General features: G+C 68.5%; 15 protein-coding genes. All 15 read left to right on the forward strand.

Annotated features, from left to right (window positions below):
* A partial coding sequence (locus VFE28_13760) for a hypothetical protein (protein HZM17063.1) occupies positions 1–234 on the forward strand: 234 nt, incomplete at its 5' end.
* 1 nt (position 235) lies between these two features.
* Complete coding sequence (locus VFE28_13765; GenBank protein HZM17064.1) at positions 236–1,444, forward strand: bifunctional 3,4-dihydroxy-2-butanone-4-phosphate synthase/GTP cyclohydrolase II; 1,209 nt, start codon at positions 236–238, stop codon at positions 1,442–1,444.
* A 24-nt stretch (positions 1,445–1,468) separates the two neighbouring features.
* Positions 1,469–1,945, forward strand: a complete 477-nt coding sequence (ribE, locus tag VFE28_13770; GenBank protein HZM17065.1) for a 6,7-dimethyl-8-ribityllumazine synthase — start codon at positions 1,469–1,471, stop codon at positions 1,943–1,945.
* A gap of 3 nt (positions 1,946–1,948) precedes the next feature.
* Entirely contained in the window at positions 1,949–2,389 is a 441-nt protein-coding gene (gene nusB, locus VFE28_13775; protein ID HZM17066.1) for a transcription antitermination factor NusB, read from the forward strand.
* Positions 2,382–3,164: a class I SAM-dependent methyltransferase gene (locus tag VFE28_13780; protein HZM17067.1), complete on the forward strand. Its 783-nt coding sequence runs from the start codon at positions 2,382–2,384 to the stop codon at positions 3,162–3,164. The genes nusB and VFE28_13780 overlap by 8 nt, the downstream gene beginning before the upstream one ends.
* A 41-nt stretch (positions 3,165–3,205) precedes the next feature.
* Positions 3,206–4,294, forward strand: coding sequence for a glycosyltransferase family 4 protein (locus VFE28_13785; protein ID HZM17068.1), 1,089 nt, complete (start codon positions 3,206–3,208; stop codon positions 4,292–4,294).
* Positions 4,295–4,348: 54 nt separating this feature from the next.
* The gene (locus tag VFE28_13790; protein HZM17069.1) at positions 4,349–5,365 is read left to right on the forward strand and encodes a lysylphosphatidylglycerol synthase transmembrane domain-containing protein; all 1,017 of its coding nucleotides are present in this window, start codon (positions 4,349–4,351) and stop codon (positions 5,363–5,365) included.
* A 26-nt stretch (positions 5,366–5,391) separates the two neighbouring features.
* Entirely contained in the window at positions 5,392–7,965 is a 2,574-nt protein-coding gene (locus VFE28_13795) for a DUF2723 domain-containing protein (protein HZM17070.1), read from the forward strand.
* Between the two features lie 30 nt (positions 7,966–7,995).
* Positions 7,996–8,955, forward strand: a complete 960-nt coding sequence (locus VFE28_13800) for an NAD-dependent epimerase/dehydratase family protein (protein HZM17071.1) — start codon at positions 7,996–7,998, stop codon at positions 8,953–8,955.
* Complete coding sequence (locus VFE28_13805; GenBank protein ID HZM17072.1) at positions 8,955–9,881, forward strand: glycosyltransferase family 2 protein; 927 nt, start codon at positions 8,955–8,957, stop codon at positions 9,879–9,881. The genes VFE28_13800 and VFE28_13805 overlap by 1 nt, the downstream gene beginning before the upstream one ends.
* Positions 9,878–11,059: a glycosyltransferase gene (locus tag VFE28_13810; protein ID HZM17073.1), complete on the forward strand. Its 1,182-nt coding sequence runs from the start codon at positions 9,878–9,880 to the stop codon at positions 11,057–11,059. Before VFE28_13805 ends, VFE28_13810 begins: the two co-directional genes overlap by 4 nt.
* A gap of 90 nt (positions 11,060–11,149) precedes the next feature.
* Positions 11,150–13,618, forward strand: a complete 2,469-nt coding sequence (locus VFE28_13815) for a hypothetical protein (GenBank protein HZM17074.1) — start codon at positions 11,150–11,152, stop codon at positions 13,616–13,618.
* Positions 13,615–14,373: a polyprenol monophosphomannose synthase gene (locus VFE28_13820; protein HZM17075.1), complete on the forward strand. Its 759-nt coding sequence runs from the start codon at positions 13,615–13,617 to the stop codon at positions 14,371–14,373. The genes VFE28_13815 and VFE28_13820 overlap by 4 nt, the downstream gene beginning before the upstream one ends.
* Positions 14,370–16,523, forward strand: coding sequence for a glycosyltransferase (locus tag VFE28_13825; GenBank protein ID HZM17076.1), 2,154 nt, complete (start codon positions 14,370–14,372; stop codon positions 16,521–16,523). The genes VFE28_13820 and VFE28_13825 overlap by 4 nt, the downstream gene beginning before the upstream one ends.
* Before the next feature lie 17 nt (positions 16,524–16,540).
* Positions 16,541–19,045 carry a two-component regulator propeller domain-containing protein gene (locus tag VFE28_13830; GenBank protein HZM17077.1) on the forward strand — a complete coding sequence of 835 codons (2,505 nt, stop codon included), beginning with the start codon at positions 16,541–16,543 and terminating at the stop codon, positions 19,043–19,045.
* Positions 19,046–19,078: the final 33 nt, after the last annotated feature.

Raw genomic sequence — 19,078 nt, forward strand, 5'->3', positions numbered from 1 at the left:
GGGCGCTTCGAGGTCTATCTCATCCCGCACACCTGGGAACACACGACGTTGCAGGAACGCCGTCCTGGCGACGAAGTCAACCTCGAGGCCGACGTGCTCGCCCGTTACGTCCTGCACTTGGCGCGAGGCGGCGAGAGCGTGGGTCAGGACCTGAGCTGGGAGAGTGTGGTGCAGCTGCTCGGCGGGGCGACGAGTCGCGGCGGCAGCGGGCGAGCCGGAGCGGAGGAGGTGTAGCATGAGCGACTTCGACAGTGTCGAGAAGGCCATCGAGGAAATCCGCGCCGGGCGCTTCGTCCTGGTCGTCGACGACGAGGATCGGGAAAACGAAGGCGACATGGTGCTCGGGGCGCAGTCGGTGACGCCGGAGCACATCAACTTCCTGAGCAAGCACGCCCGCGGCCTCATCTGCGTGGCCTGCGTGGCTTCGCGCCTCGACGAGCTGCACCTCGGACCCATGGCACCGGAGAACACCTCGCTCCACAACACCTCCTTCACCGTCTCCGTCGACTACCGCCACGGCACCAGCACGGGGATCTCGGCGTACGACCGCGCCGAGACCATCCGCGCCTTCGCCCGCGCCGAGATACGCGCCGAAGACTTCGCCCGCCCGGGCCACGTCTTCCCGCTCCGCGCCGTGGAGGGGGGCGTGCTGCGCCGGGCCGGCCACACCGAGGCCGCCGTGGACCTGGCGCGCCTCGCCGGTCTCTACCCCGCCGGCATCGTCTGCGAGGTGATGGACGAGGACGGCAGCATGGCGCGCGTGCCGCGCCTGCGCGAGATCGCCGCGCAGTTCAAAATGACCATGATCTCGGTGAAGGACCTCATCGCCTACCGGCGCGGGCGGGAGAAGCTGGTGCAGCGCGTCGCTTCTGCGGCGCTGCCGACGCGCTATGGTGAGTTCACCATCCACATCTATCAGGCCGCTTACGAGGAGGCCATGCACGCCGCCGTGGTGCGCGGTCTGCCGCATCTCGACGCGGCACCGCTGGTGCGGGTGCACTCGCAGTGTCTCACCGGCGACATTCTGGGCTCGGAGCGCTGCGACTGCGGCCTGCAACGGGAGCACGCGCTGCAGCAGATCGCCGACTACGGCCATGGCGTCTTCCTCTACATGAGCCAGGAAGGCCGCGGCATCGGGCTCGCGAACAAGATTCGCGCCTATCACCTGCAGGACGTGCAGGGCCTGGACACGGTGGAGGCCAATCGCAAGCTCGGCTTGCCGGCGGACAAACGGGATTACGGCATCGGCGCGCAGATCCTCGTCGACTTAGGGTTACGGCGCATCCGCCTGCTCACCAACAATCCGAAGAAGCTGGTGGGCTTGGCGGCCTATGGGCTCGAGGTGATCGAGCGGGTGCCGATCCAGATGCCCGCCGGCCCGGCCAGCCGCGCCTACCTGCGGGCGAAGCGCGACAAGCTTGGGCACATTCTGGAAGACCTCTAAAGCGGAGAAAAGCGGAGGATGATCATGCCGCGGACGTACGAAGGCGCGCTGGACGCGCGCGGACTGCGGGTGGCGCTGGTGCTCGGGCGGTTCAACGAGATCATCGGCGAGCGCCTGCTCGCCGGCGCGTTGGATTGCCTGCGCCGCCACGGCGCCGCGGAGGACGACCTGCACGTCGTGCGTGTCCCCGGGGCCTTCGAGCTGCCACTTGCGGCCAAGACGCTCGCCTCGAGCGGCCAGTACGACGCCGTCGTCTGTCTCGGCGCCGTCATCCGCGGCCAGACGCCGCACTTCGACCTCGTGGCCGGCGAAGCCGCCCGGGGCGTGGCGCGGGCCGCTTTCGACACCGGTGTGCCGGTCAGCTTCGGCGTCCTCACCACGGACACGTTGGAGCAGGCGGTGGAGCGGGCCGGTGCCAAGTCGGGGAACAAGGGCTGGGACGCGGCGCTGGCGGCCATCGAAATGGTGCACGTGCTCCGGAGCTTGAAGCGCGAGAGGTGAAGCATGCGGGAGCGGCGGCTCGCCCGCGAGGTCGCGGTGCAAGCGCTCTACGAGATCGCCCAGAGCGGGATTCCCTGGGCCGAGGCGCTCCGTGCCAACGTGGAGCGGCGCGAAGCCGGCGCTGACGTGGCGGCCTACGCCGAGCGTTTGGTTCAGGCCGTCACCATGCACCGCGACGAGATCACGGCGCTGCTGCGCGGCGTTCTCCTGCACTGGGATCTGGAGCGCCTGGCACTGGTGGACCGCTGTGTCCTCGAGGTGGGCACGGCGGAGATCCTGCACTTCCCGGACGTTCCGGTGCGCGTCATCATCGACGAGGCCCTGGAAGTGGTGCGGAAGTTCAGCACCGACGAGAGCGCCCCCTTCGTGAACGGCATCCTCGACCGCATTGCCCGCGAGGCGGTGCGCCGCGCCGCGGGCACCGACCAGGCCGCCCGTGGCTAGGACTTCCGAGCCGGGTCACTGGGAGCGCTTCTGGGCCAGCGCGCCGGAGCTCGCCGACGTCTACGACACCGACGGGCGCGTCGTCGAAGCGTTGCTACGCCTCGTCGAGCCGCGTGGCGCCCACATCCTCGAAGTCGGTGCCGGCACCGGACGGGACAGCCTGGAATTGCTGCGCCGCGGCGCCCACGTCTGGGTGATCGACTACAGCCCCGGAGCCCTCGGCCTCATCGGCAAGCAGCCGGGGGCGGCGGCGCTGCATCGCGTGCGCGGCGACGCCTTCCGCTTGCCCTGCCGCGACGGCTCTTTCGACGTCGTCTTCCATCAGGGATTGCTGGAGCATTTCCGCAACCCCGAGGCGATCCTGCAGGAGAATGCTCGGGTGCTCCGACCTGGAGGCATCCTGGCGGTGGATGTGCCGCAGCGCTGGCACTACTACACGCCCCTCAAGCACGTGGCGATCGCTCTCGACCGCTGGTTCGCCGGCTGGGAAACGGAGTTCGGCATCAGCGAGCTACGGCAGTTGCTCCGCGACGCCGGCCTCGAGCCGGTGCACGTCTACGGCGCCTGGTGCGTGCCGAACCTCTTCTATCGCGTGCTGCGCCGCTCGGCGCTCCGGGCCGGTGTGCGGCTGCCACTGCAGCCGCCGCTGCCGTTGCTCGGGCCGCTGCTGCAGCGGGCGCGCCAGCGACTCGCGACCACGCAGCTGCCGCTGTACACCGGGATGAACATCGGCTGTCTGGCGCGGAAGGAGGCGGCCTGCGGGTCCTCGTCCTGAACTGGCGCGATCTCGAGAGCCCCTGGGCAGGGGGCGCCGAGGTGCAGCTGCACGCCGTCCTCGAGCGCCTCGTCGCCCGCGGCCACGAGGTGCAGCTGCTCGTCTCGCGCTTTCCGGGCTGCGCCACGGAGCAGCAGCTTCGCGGCGTTCCGGTGCGCCGGCAAGGCGCGTGGTGGAACGCCAACTTCGCCCTCCTGGCGGCGGCGAAGCGCGAGCTGCGCCGCCAGGCTTACGATGTGGTGCTGGAGGACGTGAACAAGATCCCCTTCTACACGCCCCTCGTCACCCGCTTGCCTTTGGTCGTCCTGGTGCCGCATCTCTTCGGCGCCACCATCTTCCGCGAGACGAACCCGCTCTTCGGCAGCTACCTCTGGCTCATGGAGCGACCTTTGCCATGGTTGTTCCGGCGCGCCTGGTGGATCGCCATTTCCGCCAGCACGCGAGCGGATCTGGAACGGCGTGGCGTCGACCCGCAGCGGCTGCAGGTGGTGCACTGCGGCCTCGACTTCGCGAGCTACGATCTCGCCGCGCCGCCGCCGCGCGACCCCCGGCCGACGCTGGTGCACGTCGGGCGCTTGATGCGCTACAAGCGCGCCGATGTGGCGGTGCGGGCCCTGGCCGCCGTGCGGCGCGAGCTTCCCGAGGCGCGACTCCTCATCCTGGGGGACGGGCCGGAGCGCTCCCGCCTGGAAAAACTCGTGCGCCGCCTCGACCTCGCAAGCGCCGTCGAGTTCCATGGGCACGTGCCGCATCGCGACAAGGTGCGTTTGCTCTGGACGAGCCACCTGCTCTTGAACCCCAGCCCGAAGGAGGGCTGGGGGCTCACCGTGGTGGAAGCGAACGCGTGCGGCGTACCCGTCGTCGCCAGCCGCCGGCCTGGTCTGGTGGACTCGGTGCGCCACGGCGAGACCGGACTTCTCGTGCCCTTCGGTGACGCCGACGCTTTCGCCGTCGCGGCTCTCTCCTTGCTGCGCGACCCGGAGCGCTGGCGGCGGATGGGAGAGAACGCCCGTGCCTGGGCGCGGCGCTTCACCTGGGAGGAGGCGGCTCTCCAGACAGAGGCGGTCCTCGAGCGGGCCATCGAGGCGCACACCGCAGCGTCCCCCGGTGCTGCCGTGAAGCGAGCGTAACCCTCGCTTCGGAGCGCACTTGCCAAAGACTTGGGGGGTTCCTAGAATGCCCCAATGCCAGCCGACGCAAGGACGCGCACCGCAACCGGTAGCCCTTCGCGGTGGCGCACCTGGAGTGCGGGGGCAGCCAAACTCACGATTTCCCTCCTCCTCCTCTGGCTCGTGCTGCAGCGGTTCTCCTACCAGGAGCTCGCGGCCCAAGTGGCCCGGACCCGGCTCGAAGCCCTCGTGCTGCCTCTCCTCATGATCTTGGCCAGCAACCTGCTCGGCGCGTTACAGTGGGGCACCCTGGTGCGGGCGTCGGGACTGACCGTCGCTCGCGGGAGGTTGCTCAGGCTCTACTTCGCCAGCCTTTTCTTCAGCAACCTCGGGGTGGGGAATCTCGGCGGTGACGCCTACAAGATCTTCAAACTCGGAAGGAGCGAGGGAGCATTGGGTCGCGTCGCGGGAGCGACGATCGTGGATCGTGTTGTGGGAGCCTCGGCGCTTTGCGCCCTGGCGCTGATCGTCGCCGCGGGCTCGCTCGGACGCGAGCACGTCCCCGGATTCCTTTCGCTCCTCGTCCTGGCATGCAGCTTCGTCATCTTGGGTCTGTCCGCCGTGGTGCTGCATCCGGCGAGCGCCGCTCGGTTCGAACGGCTGCTTCGCAGCTTGCCGTGGCCCTCCATCAACACGCGTTTGGCGCGGCTGCTCGGCTACTTGCGGGAGTACGGCGAGCGCGTGCCGGTGCTGCGCGCAGTGTTCCTGCTCTCGCTGGTCATCCAGTCGGCTCGAGTGGGGGCACATTACTGCGTGGGCTTGGCCATGGGCCTCGACTTGCACGCCTCCGACCTGAGCAAGTTCTTCCTGGTCATCCCCATCCTGGGTCTGCTCGTCGCCCTGCCGCTCTCCATCGGGGGCTGGGGCGTGCGCGAGTGGGCTGGGGCGGTGCTCTTCGTGCCCCTCGGACGCTCGGGGGAAGAAGCGGTGACGCTGCTGGCCCTGACGGCGACGCTCACCTTTCTCGTCAACTTGGTCGGGGGTCTCGTCGTTTGGCTCTGGAACCTGCCGCGGCCAGAGCGGTTAGTCTAAAGACGCGCTAGCGTGGGGAGTGCTTGGTGAGCGAACGCAAGCTGCGGCTCTGCATCGGCCTCGGGCTCTTCGTCGTGGTCCTCGCGGCCTACATCGAGACCATGGCGGGAAGCGCCAGCTTCTGGGACTGCGGCGAGTTCATCACCTGCGCCTACAGCCTCGGCATCCCACACCCGCCGGCGACGCCCCTGTACGTGGTGATGGGACGCGTGTTCACCCTGCTGCCCATTCCGGGACTGAGCATCGCTCAGAAGGTGAACTTCATCTCGGCGCTCTTCGGCGCCCTCGGCATCTTCATGCTCTACCTCATCGTCACCATGGTGTTGCGCCAACTGCGGGGGGAGCCGCGCACCTGGATGGACCGAGGCGTGGTCTACGGCGCCGCGCTGGTGGGGGCATTGTTCACGGCGTGGAGCAACACCTACTGGTCGAACGCCGTGGAGGCCGAGGTCTACGCCATCGCCTCCTTCGTCATGGGACTGACGACCTGGCTGGCCCTGCGCTGGTCCCGCGAGCCGGCGGTGCCGCAGAGCACCCGCAACATCTATCTCATCATTTATCTCTTGTCGTTGTGCGTGGGCTTTCACCTGGGCACCGTGCTCGTCTACCCAGCCATGGCGCTCTTCTTCCTGCTTTTCCGCAAGAAGAGCGTGGGCGATGCCGACGTCGTGATCTTTTCCTTCGGCTTCCTGCTTTTCCTGTTCTACGTGACTTCGATTCTCAAGGGCGGAGCGGCGGCAGCGGCATTCTTCCTCTTCGTGCTCCTGCTCATGCTCCGCCTGGCGAAGGGGCACCGCTTCGTCACCGTGGCGGCCCTGCTCTTCTTCCTGGGGATCACGATCCACATCTTCCTGCTCATTCGCTCCGCCCAGAATCCGTCCATCGACGAGGCCGATCCTCAAACCTTGGGCAACCTCATGGCGGTGCTGCGACGGGAGCAGTACCCACCGAGCAACCCCTTGATCCGCAAGGGGAGCTGGCATTTCCAGATCATCGATCATTTCTGGCGCTACTTCACCGAGCAGTACCAGCTGGTGCGGCCACCCCGCGGGACGAACCTGGCGCTCGTGCCCATCCTGATGGGGGCGATCGGCATGGCGGCGATGGCGATGCGTGGCTTCCGCAACTTCGTTCTCCTCGCCGGCACCTTCCTCATCACCAGTCTCGGGATGATCCTCTTCCTGAACTTCTCCGACGGCCACCACGGCGTGCTCGCGGAGGTGCGAGAGAGGGACTACTTCTACTCGCCAGCCTTCTATTTCTTCGGTGTCTTCATCGGTGTCGGCCTGGCGGCATTGCTCGACTGGTGCTTCGGGCCCCGCCAGGAGAAAGGACGAGCCAAGGGGTCAGGGCGCTGGGATCGCCTCGGCTACGCCGGCGGCCTCGGGCTTTTCCTGGCCTTCACCGTCATGCTCTATGGGCGCTACCACTTCGAGCACGACCGCACTCACGAACGCGTCCCCTGGGGCTACGGCTACAACCTGCTGGTGGGGCTCGAGCCGAACGCGCTCATCTTCACCAACGGGGACAACGACACCTTCCCGCTCTGGTACCAGCAGGAGGTGGAGAGCTTCCGCAAGGATGTGCGCGTCCTCAATCTGAGCCTGCTCAACACCACCTGGTATCCGAAGCAATTGCGAGACAACGAGCCCAAGGTGGCCCTCACGCTCAACGACGCGCAGATCGACAACCTGGTTTACGACGCCAGCTTGCTTTACCAGCAGACCGGGAAGGAGTACCAGCCCCGCGACTTGGCGGTGATCCAGTTGTTGAAGGACAACTTCAGCAAGCGCCCCATCTACTTCGCCGTCACCGTCCCGCAGGAGACCCTGGAACCCTTCGAGCCGAACCTGGTCCTGGAGGGACTGGCCTTCCGCTTCACCAACAGCAAGGGGCGCGACCGGGTGGATTACGCCCGGATGGAGAAGAACGTCGACCACGACTATCGTTTCGACGGGATTCTCGGGCCCGACGGCAAGCTCGACCGCAGCGTCTACCGCGACCGCAACCAGGAGATCCTGATCCAGAACTACGCCGGTTCCTTCATCCGACTGGGGCGGTATGCGGAGGAAGAGGCGGCGGCCGCCGCGGACGATTCGGCCCGCCGGTCCTGGCTCGGCGTGGCGCGCCGCCGCTACGAGACCGCCTACGAGATCGCGCCGCAGCACGAGGCCGCGGTGCTGCTCCTGGCGGGGCTAGCCATGCGTTCCGGCGATTCGTCCCGGGCGGTGTCGTTGCTCGAGTCCCTGGTGGCGAAGGACCCGACGAACGACAACGCTCTCTTCGAGCTGGCGCGGTTGCACCTGCTGGAAGGCCGCTTCACCGCGGCTCTCCCGGCGCTGCGCCGGCTCGACCAGCGCAACCCCAACGACGAGTTCCTGCAGCAGATGCTCCTCGAAGCCTACTGGGGCGCGGGCCAGCAGGGCGAGTCGGAGCGCCTGGTGGCGGACTGGGAAGCGCGGCATCCCGGCGAGCCCGGCCGGCGGTTGCGCCAGTACTTCGAGCGCATGCAGCGGGACACGCTGCCGGGAGCCGGGCGCGGTGCGCCTTCGGGCCGGGCGGAGAGCTTGCTCGCGCCGGAGCCGGAGCCGCGGCGCTAGGCCGCCGGCGGCGAGAAACGGGAGGGGGGCATGGCGAAAGACGTGTTGGTGGTGACCGGCGCGGCGGGTTTCATCGGCTCCAGCCTCTGCGACCGGCTGTTGCGCGACGGTCATCGCGTCCTGGGCATCGACGAGTTCACCGATTACTACGACCCGGCGCTCAAGCGGCGCAATCTGCGCTATGCCCTCGGCCAGCCGCGTTTCCAGCTCGTCGAGGCTGATCTCACCCGAACCGACCTGCAGGCCCTGCTCGCCGACGCCGCCTGCTGCTTCCACCTGGCAGCGCAAGCGGGGGTGCGCGCGAGCTGGGGCCAGGACTTCGACATCTACATCCGCTGCAACATCGAAGCGACGCAGAAGCTGCTGGAGGCGGCCCGGACGGTGCAGCTGCCTCGTCTGGTGTACTCGAGCTCGAGCTCGGTGTACGGCAATGCCCGGCAGCTGCCCATGAGCGAGGAGGCCAAACCGTCGCCGGTATCGCCGTACGGCGTCACCAAGCTCTCCTCCGAACAGCTCTGCGATCTCTATTTCTTCAACTACCGCCTTTCCAGCGTCAGCCTGCGCTATTTCACTGTCTACGGCCCGCGGCAGCGCCCGGACATGGCTTTCCACCGCTTCATCCGCGCCGGCATCGAAGGCAGGCCCATCGAGATCTACGGTGACGGCGAGCAGACCCGCGACTTCACCTACATCGACGATGCGGTGGAGGCGAACGTCGCCGCCTGGCGTTACGCCAAGCCGCACGGCGTGTTCAATGTCGGCGGCGGCGCCACGGTGACGCTCCGACACGTCATCGCCTTGATCGAGGCGGCCCTCGGCAAGAAGCTCGAGGCCCGCTTCCTGCCCAAGGCGCTGGGCGACGTCGACCATACCCACGCCGACACGCGGCGCGCCGCCGCCGAGCTCGGCTTCCGTGCCCGCACGCCCACGGAGACCGGCATCCCCCGCGAAGTCGCCTGGGCGCAGGAACTCTACGAGGGCCGCGGCTGATGCGGCTGTCCTTCGTCATCCCGCTCTACAACGAGGCCGAGAGCCTGCCGGAGCTCAAGGCGGATCTGGATGGGGCGCTCGCCCAGCTCGGCGACGCAGGGGAGATGATCTTCGTCGACGACGGCTCCAGCGACGGCAGCCTGGAGATCCTGCGGCGCTTCCACGCCGCGGCGCCGGAGCGGGTGAAGGTGCTGTCGTTCCGGCGCAATCAGGGGAAGTCGGCGGCGCTCGCCGCCGGTTTTCAAGTGGTGCGCGGCGATTTTGTCGTCACCCTCGACGCGGATTTGCAGGACGACCCGGCGGAGGTGCCCCAGCTCCTGGCCGCGCTCGAAGGGGGCGCCGACGTCGTCTGCGGCTGGAAGCGCGCACGGCGCGACCCATGGACGAAGCGCCTGCCCTCGCGGCTGTTCAATCGCGTCACCGCCGGACTCTCGGGCCTGCGCCTGCACGATTTCAACACCGGCCTCAAGGCCTACCGCGCCGAAGTGGTGCGCGCCATCGCCGTCTACGGCGAGCTGCACCGCTTCATCCCGGTGCTCGCCGCCTGGGAAGGGTTCCGCGTCGCCGAGGTCCCGGTGCGGCACCGGCCGCGCAAATACGGGAGCTCCAAGTTCGGGGCCCGGCGCTTCCTGCACGGTTTCTTCGACCTGATCACCGTCATGTTCCTGACCCGCCGCGGCAGGTCACCGCTCTATTTCTTCGGCGGTTTGGCCCTCCTCTTCCTGATTCTCGGGCTCACCATCGACATCTACTTCCTGGTGCGCTACCTGCAAGGCTTCGGTCTGCGCGTGCGACCCCTCATGCTCCTCGGGATCGGCTTCATCATCGTCGGCATCCAGATCGGCAGCATGGGCCTCCTGGCGGAGATGCTCTCGGCGGGGCGAGCGGAGCGGCAGACCTGGAGCTTCCGCGAGCGCCTGCTGTGAATGCCTCTCTCCCCCCGGCGGGCGCAGCCCACTGGCCGCTGGCGGTGCTCGGCCCTTTCCATCCGTATCGCGGCGGGATCGCGCACCACACCACCTTGCTCGCTCGCGCGCTGGCGAGCCAGCACCCGGTCTTGGGCATCAACTTCACCCGGCTGTATCCGGGATTCCTCTTTCCCGGCCAGACGCAGTTCGATGCCAGCGCCGAGCCGCTGGCGCCCGAGGGCTTTCGGGTGGAACGGCTCCTCGACAGCATCGGCCCGCACACCTGGCCGCGGGCGGCGCGGGCGGTGACGCATTCCGGTTGCAAACTGCTCCTCCTGCAGTGGTGGCATCCGTTCTTCGCTCCGGCCTACGCCAGCGTGGCGCGCCTGGTGCGGCGGCGGCACGTGCGCGTCGTCGCGCTCTGTCACAACGTGCTGCCGCACGAGGCCTCGCGCTTGGACACGGTGCTCGTCCGTCTCGGTCTCGGGGCCGCCGACGCCTTCATCCTGCAGAGCGAAACCGATCGAGAGCGGCTGGCGCGACTTTTCCCCGGCCGGCCGCACGCGGTGACGCCGCACCCGGCCTACACCTTCTTCGCCCGCGGCCGGGTCGGGCGCGACGAAGCCCGGCAGCGACTCGGGGTCCAGGGTCCGGTGGTGCTCTTCTTCGGCCTGGTGCGCCCGTACAAAGGTCTCGACGTCCTGCTGCACGCGGTGGCACGAGCGCGAGCGCAGGTGCCGCTCACGCTGCTCGTGGCAGGCGAGTTCTACGCGGAGAAGGAACCCTACGAGCGGCTGCGCGCGCAGCTGGGGCTGGAAGAGGCGGTACGGTTCGTCGATCGGTACGTGCCGAACGAAGAGGTGGAGGTCTATTTCCGCGCCGCTGATGTCGTCGTGCTGCCCTACAAGAGCGCGACGCAGAGCGGCATCGTGCAGATCGCGCTGGCCTTCGAGCGTCCCGCCATCGTGACGCGCGTCGGCGGCCTTCCCGAGGCGGTGCGTCCCGGAGAAACCGGGGAAGTGGTGCCGCCGGAGAATCCGGAAGCCCTCGGCGAAGCGCTGGTGCGCTTCTTCACCACCGGCGGGGCGCAGCGCATGGAACCGCACTTGCGAGACGCGGTGGCGGCCTTCTCCTGGGACGCCATGGCAGAAACGGTGCACAGCCTCGCCTCCCGGATCGGCTTGCCGACTTCCTGAGCCTCACGTTTCAACCAGCCGCGTCGCTGTGCTAGCATCCGCGCCGTCGGCCCGGGTGGTCGTCCACCGTGCTTCGGGGGGTCCTCGTTCGTGGGACGCAGCCGCTCGCGGGTCGCGGGTCGCCGCGCCACCTCCGCCGCCGTCACCGCCTCCGCCGGTCGCCGCTGGCCCGCCTGGGCCGAGCATGTCGCCGCCCTCGCGCTCCTCGCCCTCGTCCTCGGTTGCGTCTTTCCCGAAATCGCCTGGCAAAGGCTCGTCTTCCACGCCGCCGATTACGACACGCCCTCGTCCTTCGCCGCGGCGGGACGACGCGCTCTCGCCGCCGGCGAGTACCCGCTGTGGAATCCTTACTTGTTCCTGGGGATGCCGAGCTTCGCCAGCCTCTCGTTCACGCCATGGGTCTTCCCGCCGGCGGAGCTGCTCTCGCTCCTCGGGCGCCTGCCCTTCATGCCGCCGCTCGGCTGGTTGCTGGTGTACTTCGCTGCCGCCGGTTACGGCGTCTTCGTCCTGCTGCGGAGCCTGCACTGCAGCTTCTGGCCGGCGCTCGTGGGCGGCATTCTCTTCATGCTCACACCCCATGTCGTCTCCATGGGCGTGTTCGGTCACGGGAGCAAGCTGGCCTGCGTGGCCTTCTTGCCCTGGTTGCTCTGGGCCGCGCTGCAGCTCCGGCATGCCTCGCGCCGCCTGGGGTGGACGGCGCTCTCGGCGTTGCTTCTCGGTCTGCTCGTCTTGCGCGGCCACCCGCAGATCGCGTTCTACGCTTTGCTGCTGCTCGCTTTCTACGGCGCGGTGGAGATCCTGGGGAGCTGGCGACAGCGCACCGAACGCCCGGCGCTCCGCGCCTTCGCCGGCTGTCTCGCTCTCGCCATCGTCCTTGGGTTGGCCCTCGGTGCCGTCCTCCTCCTGCCGGTGCGCGGCTACGCCCCGGAGTCGATTCGCGGTCGTGCCGAAGGCGGGGGCGCCAGCTATGAATTCGCCACCGGCTGGTCCTTGTCGCTGGCGGAAACGACCACCTTCGTCCTGCCCTCGGCCATGGGTTACGGCGAGGGCACCTATGTCGGCGACATGCCCTTCACCAATTTCCCGAACTACCTGGGGCAAGCCGCGCTCCTCGGCACCATCGCTGCCTTCGTCTTCCTGCGTGGGCGCTTCCTTCTCTATCTCGCCGTGCTCCTCGTTTTCGCCCTCCTCACGAGCTTCGGCAAGAACATGCCGGTGCTCTTCGATCTGCTCTACGCGCACCTGCCGTATTTCAACAAGTTCCGGGTCCCGGTCATGATCCTGGTGCTCTTCCAGCTGGCGACGAGCATCGCCGCAGGCCTCGGCCTCGCGGCGCTCCTCGGGGAAACCCCGTGGCTCACGGCGCGACGCCGGCCCACGAGCGCGAAGACGCTGCGCACCTTGCTCCTCGCCGCGGGCGCAGGCGCCGCCTTTCTCCTCCTCGTCGCCCTCGTGCGGGGCGGAACGCTGGCGTCGCGGCTTGCCACCTCGCCCCGGCTCCCGGAGCCATTGCGGGCGGCCTACGCGCCCGTGGCCCGCGATCTCGTCCGCGGCGATGGCCTCCGGGTGGCGTTGTTCCTGTTTCTCGAGGCCGGCCTGGTCGCGGCGGCAGCGTCGCGACGCCTGCCACTGGCGGCGGCCGGTGCGGGGTTGGCGCTCGTGGCCAGCCTCGATCTTGCCTGGGTGGACCGGCGCATGGTGCGACCCGATCACACCTGGCCCGGGGTGGAGAGCCGCGTCGGACCGCGACGGGCGGTGACGCCGCTCGATGCTGGGCTCGTGCGCTTCCTGCTCGACCACAACCCCGACGCTCCGGCGCCACCGCGCATCCTGCCGCTCGGCGATCTCTTCCGGAGCAATGCCTGGATGGAGCAGGGCATCTCGAGTGTCGGCGGCTATCACCCGGCGAAGCCGACGCGGGTGCAGCTGCTTCTCGAAGCCGCAGATCACATCACGCGTTCTCCCGTGGTCGACATGCTGTCGGTGCAGCACATCGTGACGCCGGAGCCGCTGTCGGGCGGACCGGAAGCGTCGTACTCCGGCCCCGGAGGCGCGGTGTACACCAATCTGAAGGCTCTGCCCCGGGCCTGGGTGGTGGGGCGCTGGCGGCTCCCGGCGGGGGGGACTTGCGTGGCGGCGTTGCCGCAACTCGATCCACAGCATGAGGTCTTCCTGGAAACCGAGCCGGTTCCGGCACCGGAGGCGAACGCCACCGGCAGCGCGCGGGTGCTGGCCTTCGCGTCGAACCGCGTCGAGCTGGAAGTGCAAGCGAGCGCGCCGGCGCTCCTCGTCCTCGCCGAGGCCTATCACTCGCACTGGCGGGCACGGGTGAACGGCGAGGCGCGCCCGGTGCTGGCGGCGAACTGCGTGCTGCGCGCCGTGGCGGTGCCGGCGGGAACCTCGCGGGTGGAGTTCGTCTTCGTCGATCCAGCGCTGCGCGCCGGACTGACGATGACCGGCGCCGCTGCGCTGGGCATCGCCGGCCTGGCTCTCGGCGCCTGGCGCCGCCGGGTGGCGGCGCCACCGCCTGCAGCGGCCGGCCCGGAGGCACACGCATGAGCACCGATGCGGCCCGCAGCAGCGGAGCGCCCCAGGGTGCGGCGCGGCGCGGTGTCATCATCGTTCCCACCTACAACGAGAACGAGAACATCACGCCCCTCGTGGCGGAGATCCTGGCCGTCGATCCCGGCCTCGACGTGCTGGTGGTGGACGACAACTCGCCGGACGGCACCGCCCGCACGGTGCGCGGCTTGCCGGCCTTCTGCAGCCGCCTTTTCCTCCTGGAGCGCCCGCGCAAGATGGGCCTGGGCTCCGCTTACATCGCCGGCTTCCAGTGGGCTCTGGCCGCTGGTTACCCCCTGGTCTTCGAGATGGACGCGGACTTTTCCCACAGCCCGCGGAGCCTGGCCGAGTTCCTTCGCGCCATCGAAACAGCCGACCTCGTCCTCGGCTCGCGCTACCTGAAGGGCGTCACCGTGGTGAACTGGCCCTTGCGGCGTCTCATCCTCTCCATGACTGCCAACCTCTATGCCCGTGTCGTCACCGGATTGCCGGTGAAGGACTGCACCGGCGGCTTCAAGTGCTTCCGCCGCGAGGTGCTGGAGGCGCTGCCGCTCTCCCGCATCCGCAGCGACGGCTACTCCTTCCAGATCGAGGTCAACTGGTACTGCTGGCAGCTCGGCTTCCGCCTGCGGGAGATCCCCATCGTCTTCGAAGACCGGCGCATCGGCGTTTCCAAGATGAGCCGGCGCATCATCTGGGAGGCTGTCTGGCTGGTGTGGAAGCTGCGCTTCACTCGGGCGCCGCGCGCATGAGCACGCTCCCCGGCAGCCGGGAGGCGCTGCAGGCGCCGCGGGCCCCGGGCGGGGCGCCGCGCCTGGCTGTGGTGATCGTCAGCTACAACACGCGGCGGATGATCCGGCGCTGTCTGCAGTCGCTGCAGGCTTTCCCGCCGCACTGCAGCCACGCGTTCTGGGTGGTGGACAACGCCTCCCGGGACGGCACCGTGGCCATGCTGCGCCAGGAATTCCCCGCCGTGCGCTTGCACGCCAACCGTCGCAATCTCGGCTACGCCGCCGCGGTGAATCAAGGTCTCGAAGCGGCCGGCGCCGAGTACACCCTGGTGCTCAACCCCGACATCGTTGTGCGCGACGGGGCCGTGGATCAGCTGGTGGCGTTCATGGACGCCCATGCCGATGCGGGGCTGGCTGCGGCCAAGCTGCTCAACACCGACGGTAGCTTGCAGTACACCTGCCGCTCTTTCTACACGCCGCAGACACTGCTCTTCCGCCGCACCTTCCTGGGCAAGCTCTTCCCGCGCAGTCGCGTCATCCGCCGCCACCTCATGCTCGACTACGACCACGCCACGCCCCGGGCGGTGGACTGGGTGATCGGCGCCTGCATGCTGGTGCGGCGCAGCGCGGTGGAAGACGTGGGCGGCATGGACGAGCGCTTCTTCCTCTATTTCGAGGACGTGGACTGGTGCTTCCGCCTCGGGCGCCAGGGCTGGAAGGTGTACTACGTCCCGCAAGCCGAAATGGTGCACGAGCACCGGCGGGAGAGCGCGAAGCCGAAGCTGTCCCGCAGCTTCTGGGCGCACTTGGGATCGCTGCTGCGCTTCTACGAGAAGTGGAACCGCTATGCCTATGGACTCAAGCGCTACCGCGAGGTGAGCAAGCGCGTGCTGTTCGCTCTCTCCGACCTCGTGGCGGTGAACCTGGCTTTCTTGGGCGCCTACGGCCTGCGGGTTCTCTGGGCGGAGCGTTTCCACAATCCTCTGTACACCCTGGAGAACTACTTCAACTACTGGGTGTTCACCAACATCGTGGCGCTGCTCGCGCTCTACTTCTCCGGCCAGTACCGGATCAACCGCGGCCGCGCGGCGGCGGACGAGCTCTTCGGTTTGGCGCGGGCGCTGTTCGTGGCGGTCGTGGTCATGGCGGCAGCGACCTACATCGCCCGGGAACGCTTGATCTCCCGGGCGGTCGTCGTCTTTTTCTTCCTCCTGGCGCCGCTCGTCGTCTGGGCCTTCCGTCGCGTGCTCCGGGCGCTGCACCAGAAGGTGCTGGAGATGCGGCTCGACCTGCGCCGGCTCGCCATCGTGGGCAGCGAGGAAGAAGCGCGGGAGCTGCGTTCGCGCCTCGCCGCCCGGCCCGAGCTAGGGCTCGACGTGGTGGGCCACGTGGATGTGGAAGGCAGCAGCACCCACGCCCTCGGGTCGCTCGCGGCGCTGAGCGAAGTCGTGCGCGAGCATCGCATCCAGGAGGTCGTGGTGGCGCCCTCGGCGGCGCAGGTCGAGGCGGTGGCGCGCATGGTGCTCCGCCTGCGCCGGCACGCCGTGGACGTCACCGTGGTGTCCGGTTTCGCCGACATCCTGAGCCATCGGGCGCGGGTCGATCGCCTCGCCGACGTGCCGGTGCTGCACTTCGAGCGCGACACCCTGTACACGGTGAACGCCGGCGCCAAGCGGGCCGTCGACCTCCTGGCGGCGACCGTGTTCCTGGTGCTCGGAACGCCGCTCTGCGTGCTATACTGGCTCGCCGCCCGAGCGCGAGGCCGGCCGCTCTTCCAGAGCAGCACCCGCCTCGGGCGCGACGCCTGCCCTCTCGCCTTCCCGCGGGTCAACGATGCCCTGGGCTTGCCGCCTTCGGATTTCGTCAATCTGCCGGCATGGATCGCCGTCTGGCGTGGTCGTCTGGCGCTGGTGGGCACTTACCCTCTGGAACCGGAAGCCGCTGCGGGGCTCGACGAGTGGCAGCGCGTGCGCTTCGACGTCAGGCCCGGGCTGGTGGGTTTCTGGCGCGCCTTGCGTCCCGACGAAGTGGACCTGGAGAGTCTGTTGCGCCTCGATTTGCACTACGTCCAGAACTGGTCGATGGGACTGGACTTTCGGTTGATTCTCCAGTCCCTGGGCAGCATGCTGCGAGGTCGCGCCGTCCACTTGGACGTGCGTGGCGAGAACTAGAGTACGAGGAGAACCTGGTGCGCTGTTCCCGGTTCCTGCCGCCCGTCACGCTCGCTGCACTCGGCGCGCTCGCCGCGCTCGGGGTGCTCGAGGCGCCCGTGCGGGCCGATGTGCCCTTCGGCTGGAGGGTGGAAACCTTTGCCGGCCGCATCGTGGAGTTCGCCCCCGGAGGCGGCGTCCTCGCTGGTGCCACCGACGGTGGCTTGCTCCTCTTCGACCTGCAGACCCGGGAGTTCCAGCAGATCGCCGATGCGGGCTGCAAGGAAGGCCGCTGCTTGCGTTCCAACCTGCTCACCAGCGTGGCGCGGGACGATCGCGGCCGCTACTGGGTGGGAACGCGCGGCGCGGGGCTGTCGCTGCTGCGCCCCGAAACCGGAGGCTTCGGGTACGAGCACTTCTTCGGCGCCAACTTCCGTCCCGGCGGCGGCTTGCTCTCGGACTCGGTGACCGCCATCGCGCCCTGGGGCGAGGACGTGGTGTACGTCGGCACGCGGGCCGGTGTCGCCCAGATCGATGTGGCCGGCGAGGTCGGTGAGTACAACGAAGAATCCAGCCGGCGTCGCGGCGTCGATCTCCCCGATGGCGACATCCTCGACCTCGCGGTGGATTCGCTCTATGTCTGGGTGGCGCAGTCGAACGGCATCGTCCGCTACCGGCGGCTGCCGCCGCACGACCTGGAAGTGCTGGCCGACAGCCTGGCGGGGACGCGGGTGCAGACGGTGGTGCGCCAGCACGGACAGATCTGGGCGGGGACGAACCGGGGCGTCCAGCTCTGGGACGAAGCGGGCCGGTACTGGAAGCGACTGCGCAACGTGGCCGGATCGCCGCAGCCGACGCCGGACTTCGAGTCCTATGCCCTGGTGGTCCGACAACCCGATCCGCTGCACCCGCTCGTCGTCGTCGCTTCCAACTTGGATGTGTGGACCTACAACGGCTTCGCCTGGTCGCGCTGCAATCCACCGCCATTCTTCCTGCTCGAGGCGCGGCGATTCGAGGCGCTCACGGCCACGGGGGACACCCTCTGGACTTGCCAGATCAACGACAACGGCGAAGGGGCCTTCCTGGAGAGCTGGAACACCGCGCAGGGCTGCAGCTGGGCGCACCTCGAGCCGAGCTCGATCCCGTTCGGCCCGATCCACGGCATCGGCGTCGACCGCGGCAACCGCGACCTCTGGGTGGGGACGCAGATCTCCGGCGTGGCGCGTCGTACCTTGGCCGGCGTCTGGTGCACCTACAACGGCAACGACTCCTCGGTACTGGCCAACATGACGAACCCGTCCGGGAACGTCTCGGCTTTCTTGCGCGACCGCTCGGGCACGACCTGGTTCACCCATCTGGTCCAAGAAGGGCAGGCGCCGCTGGACGCGCTGCGGGGTGACCCGGGTTGCAACCATGCCGCCGACCAGTGGGATCACATCGCGCCGGGCGAGGGCGGTTTCGGCGGTCGTTACTGGAAGATCGCCGAAGATGGCGCCGGCAACCGTTTCTTCCTCTCCGATGGCCATCCGGTCACACCGGGCGGCCTGGACGTGCTCAAGGCCGATGGCAGCGACACCCTCAACCTGCGGTCGAACCTGCTCGGAGGCAGCGCCGTCGGCGCCATCGCCTTCGACCGCGACGACTCGATCTGGCAGTTCGCCTACGTTGGCGTCAACAACCTCGGCAATGATGGTCTCCGGGAGTGGATCAACTCCGACGACCTCTTCAATCCCAACGTGAACAACTTCTCCACACTGGAGCTCCGATTCCAGAACAGCGACTACAGCGTGGCGGAGTATCACGACATCGTCTACGACAGTTTCAACCGCGATCTCTGGGTGGGGACGGTGGCGGGGCTCTTCCGTTTCGACCTGGCCTCGCGCAGCATGGAGAGCGTCATCGGCGCCAAGTCCTTCACCGCCGATGGCCTGCTGAGCCTCAACGTCAGCGATCTGCTCCTCGATCCGAACGGTAATTTGTGGATCGGCACCGACAAGGGGCTGAACCGCATCGACACTCGTGAGAGCGCCCTCGTCATCGACGCCTTCACCACCCGCGAGACGATCGACGCTCTCAATCAGGAAGGGCAGGGGGCCATTCTCTACCTGCCCGAGCAGAGCCTGGCCCCGCTCCCGGACCCGCACGTCACCGCTCTCGCCTTCGATCCGGCGGCGCAGCTGCTGCACATCGGCACCGAGGCCGGCGTGGCCACGCTGGACGTGGCGGCGCTGGACGTCCGCCCGCTGCTTCCCATCGAGCAGGCCGTGGTGTACCCGAATCCGGTGCGGGCGGCATCGACCGAGGGCGCGGTCTACCTCGGCGACGTCACCCTGCCCGCCACGGTGACGATCTACAACCTGGAAGGCGAGGTCGTCTCGGAGAAGCTGATCACCACCCCGGGGGTCCCGGCGTGGGACCTCCGCATCGTGGTCAGCAGCAGCACGAGCGGCGTACAGTTCTTCGAGGCCACGAGCGGGGTCTACCTGGTGCGCGTGAGCAACGACGCGGGGACGAAGGTGACGCCGCTGGCCGTCATCCGCTGAGGTCGTGACCCAGGATCGCGAGGCGAACACGGC

Source organism: Candidatus Krumholzibacteriia bacterium (genome assembly GCA_035649275.1).
Taxonomy (GTDB): domain Bacteria; phylum Krumholzibacteriota; class Krumholzibacteriia.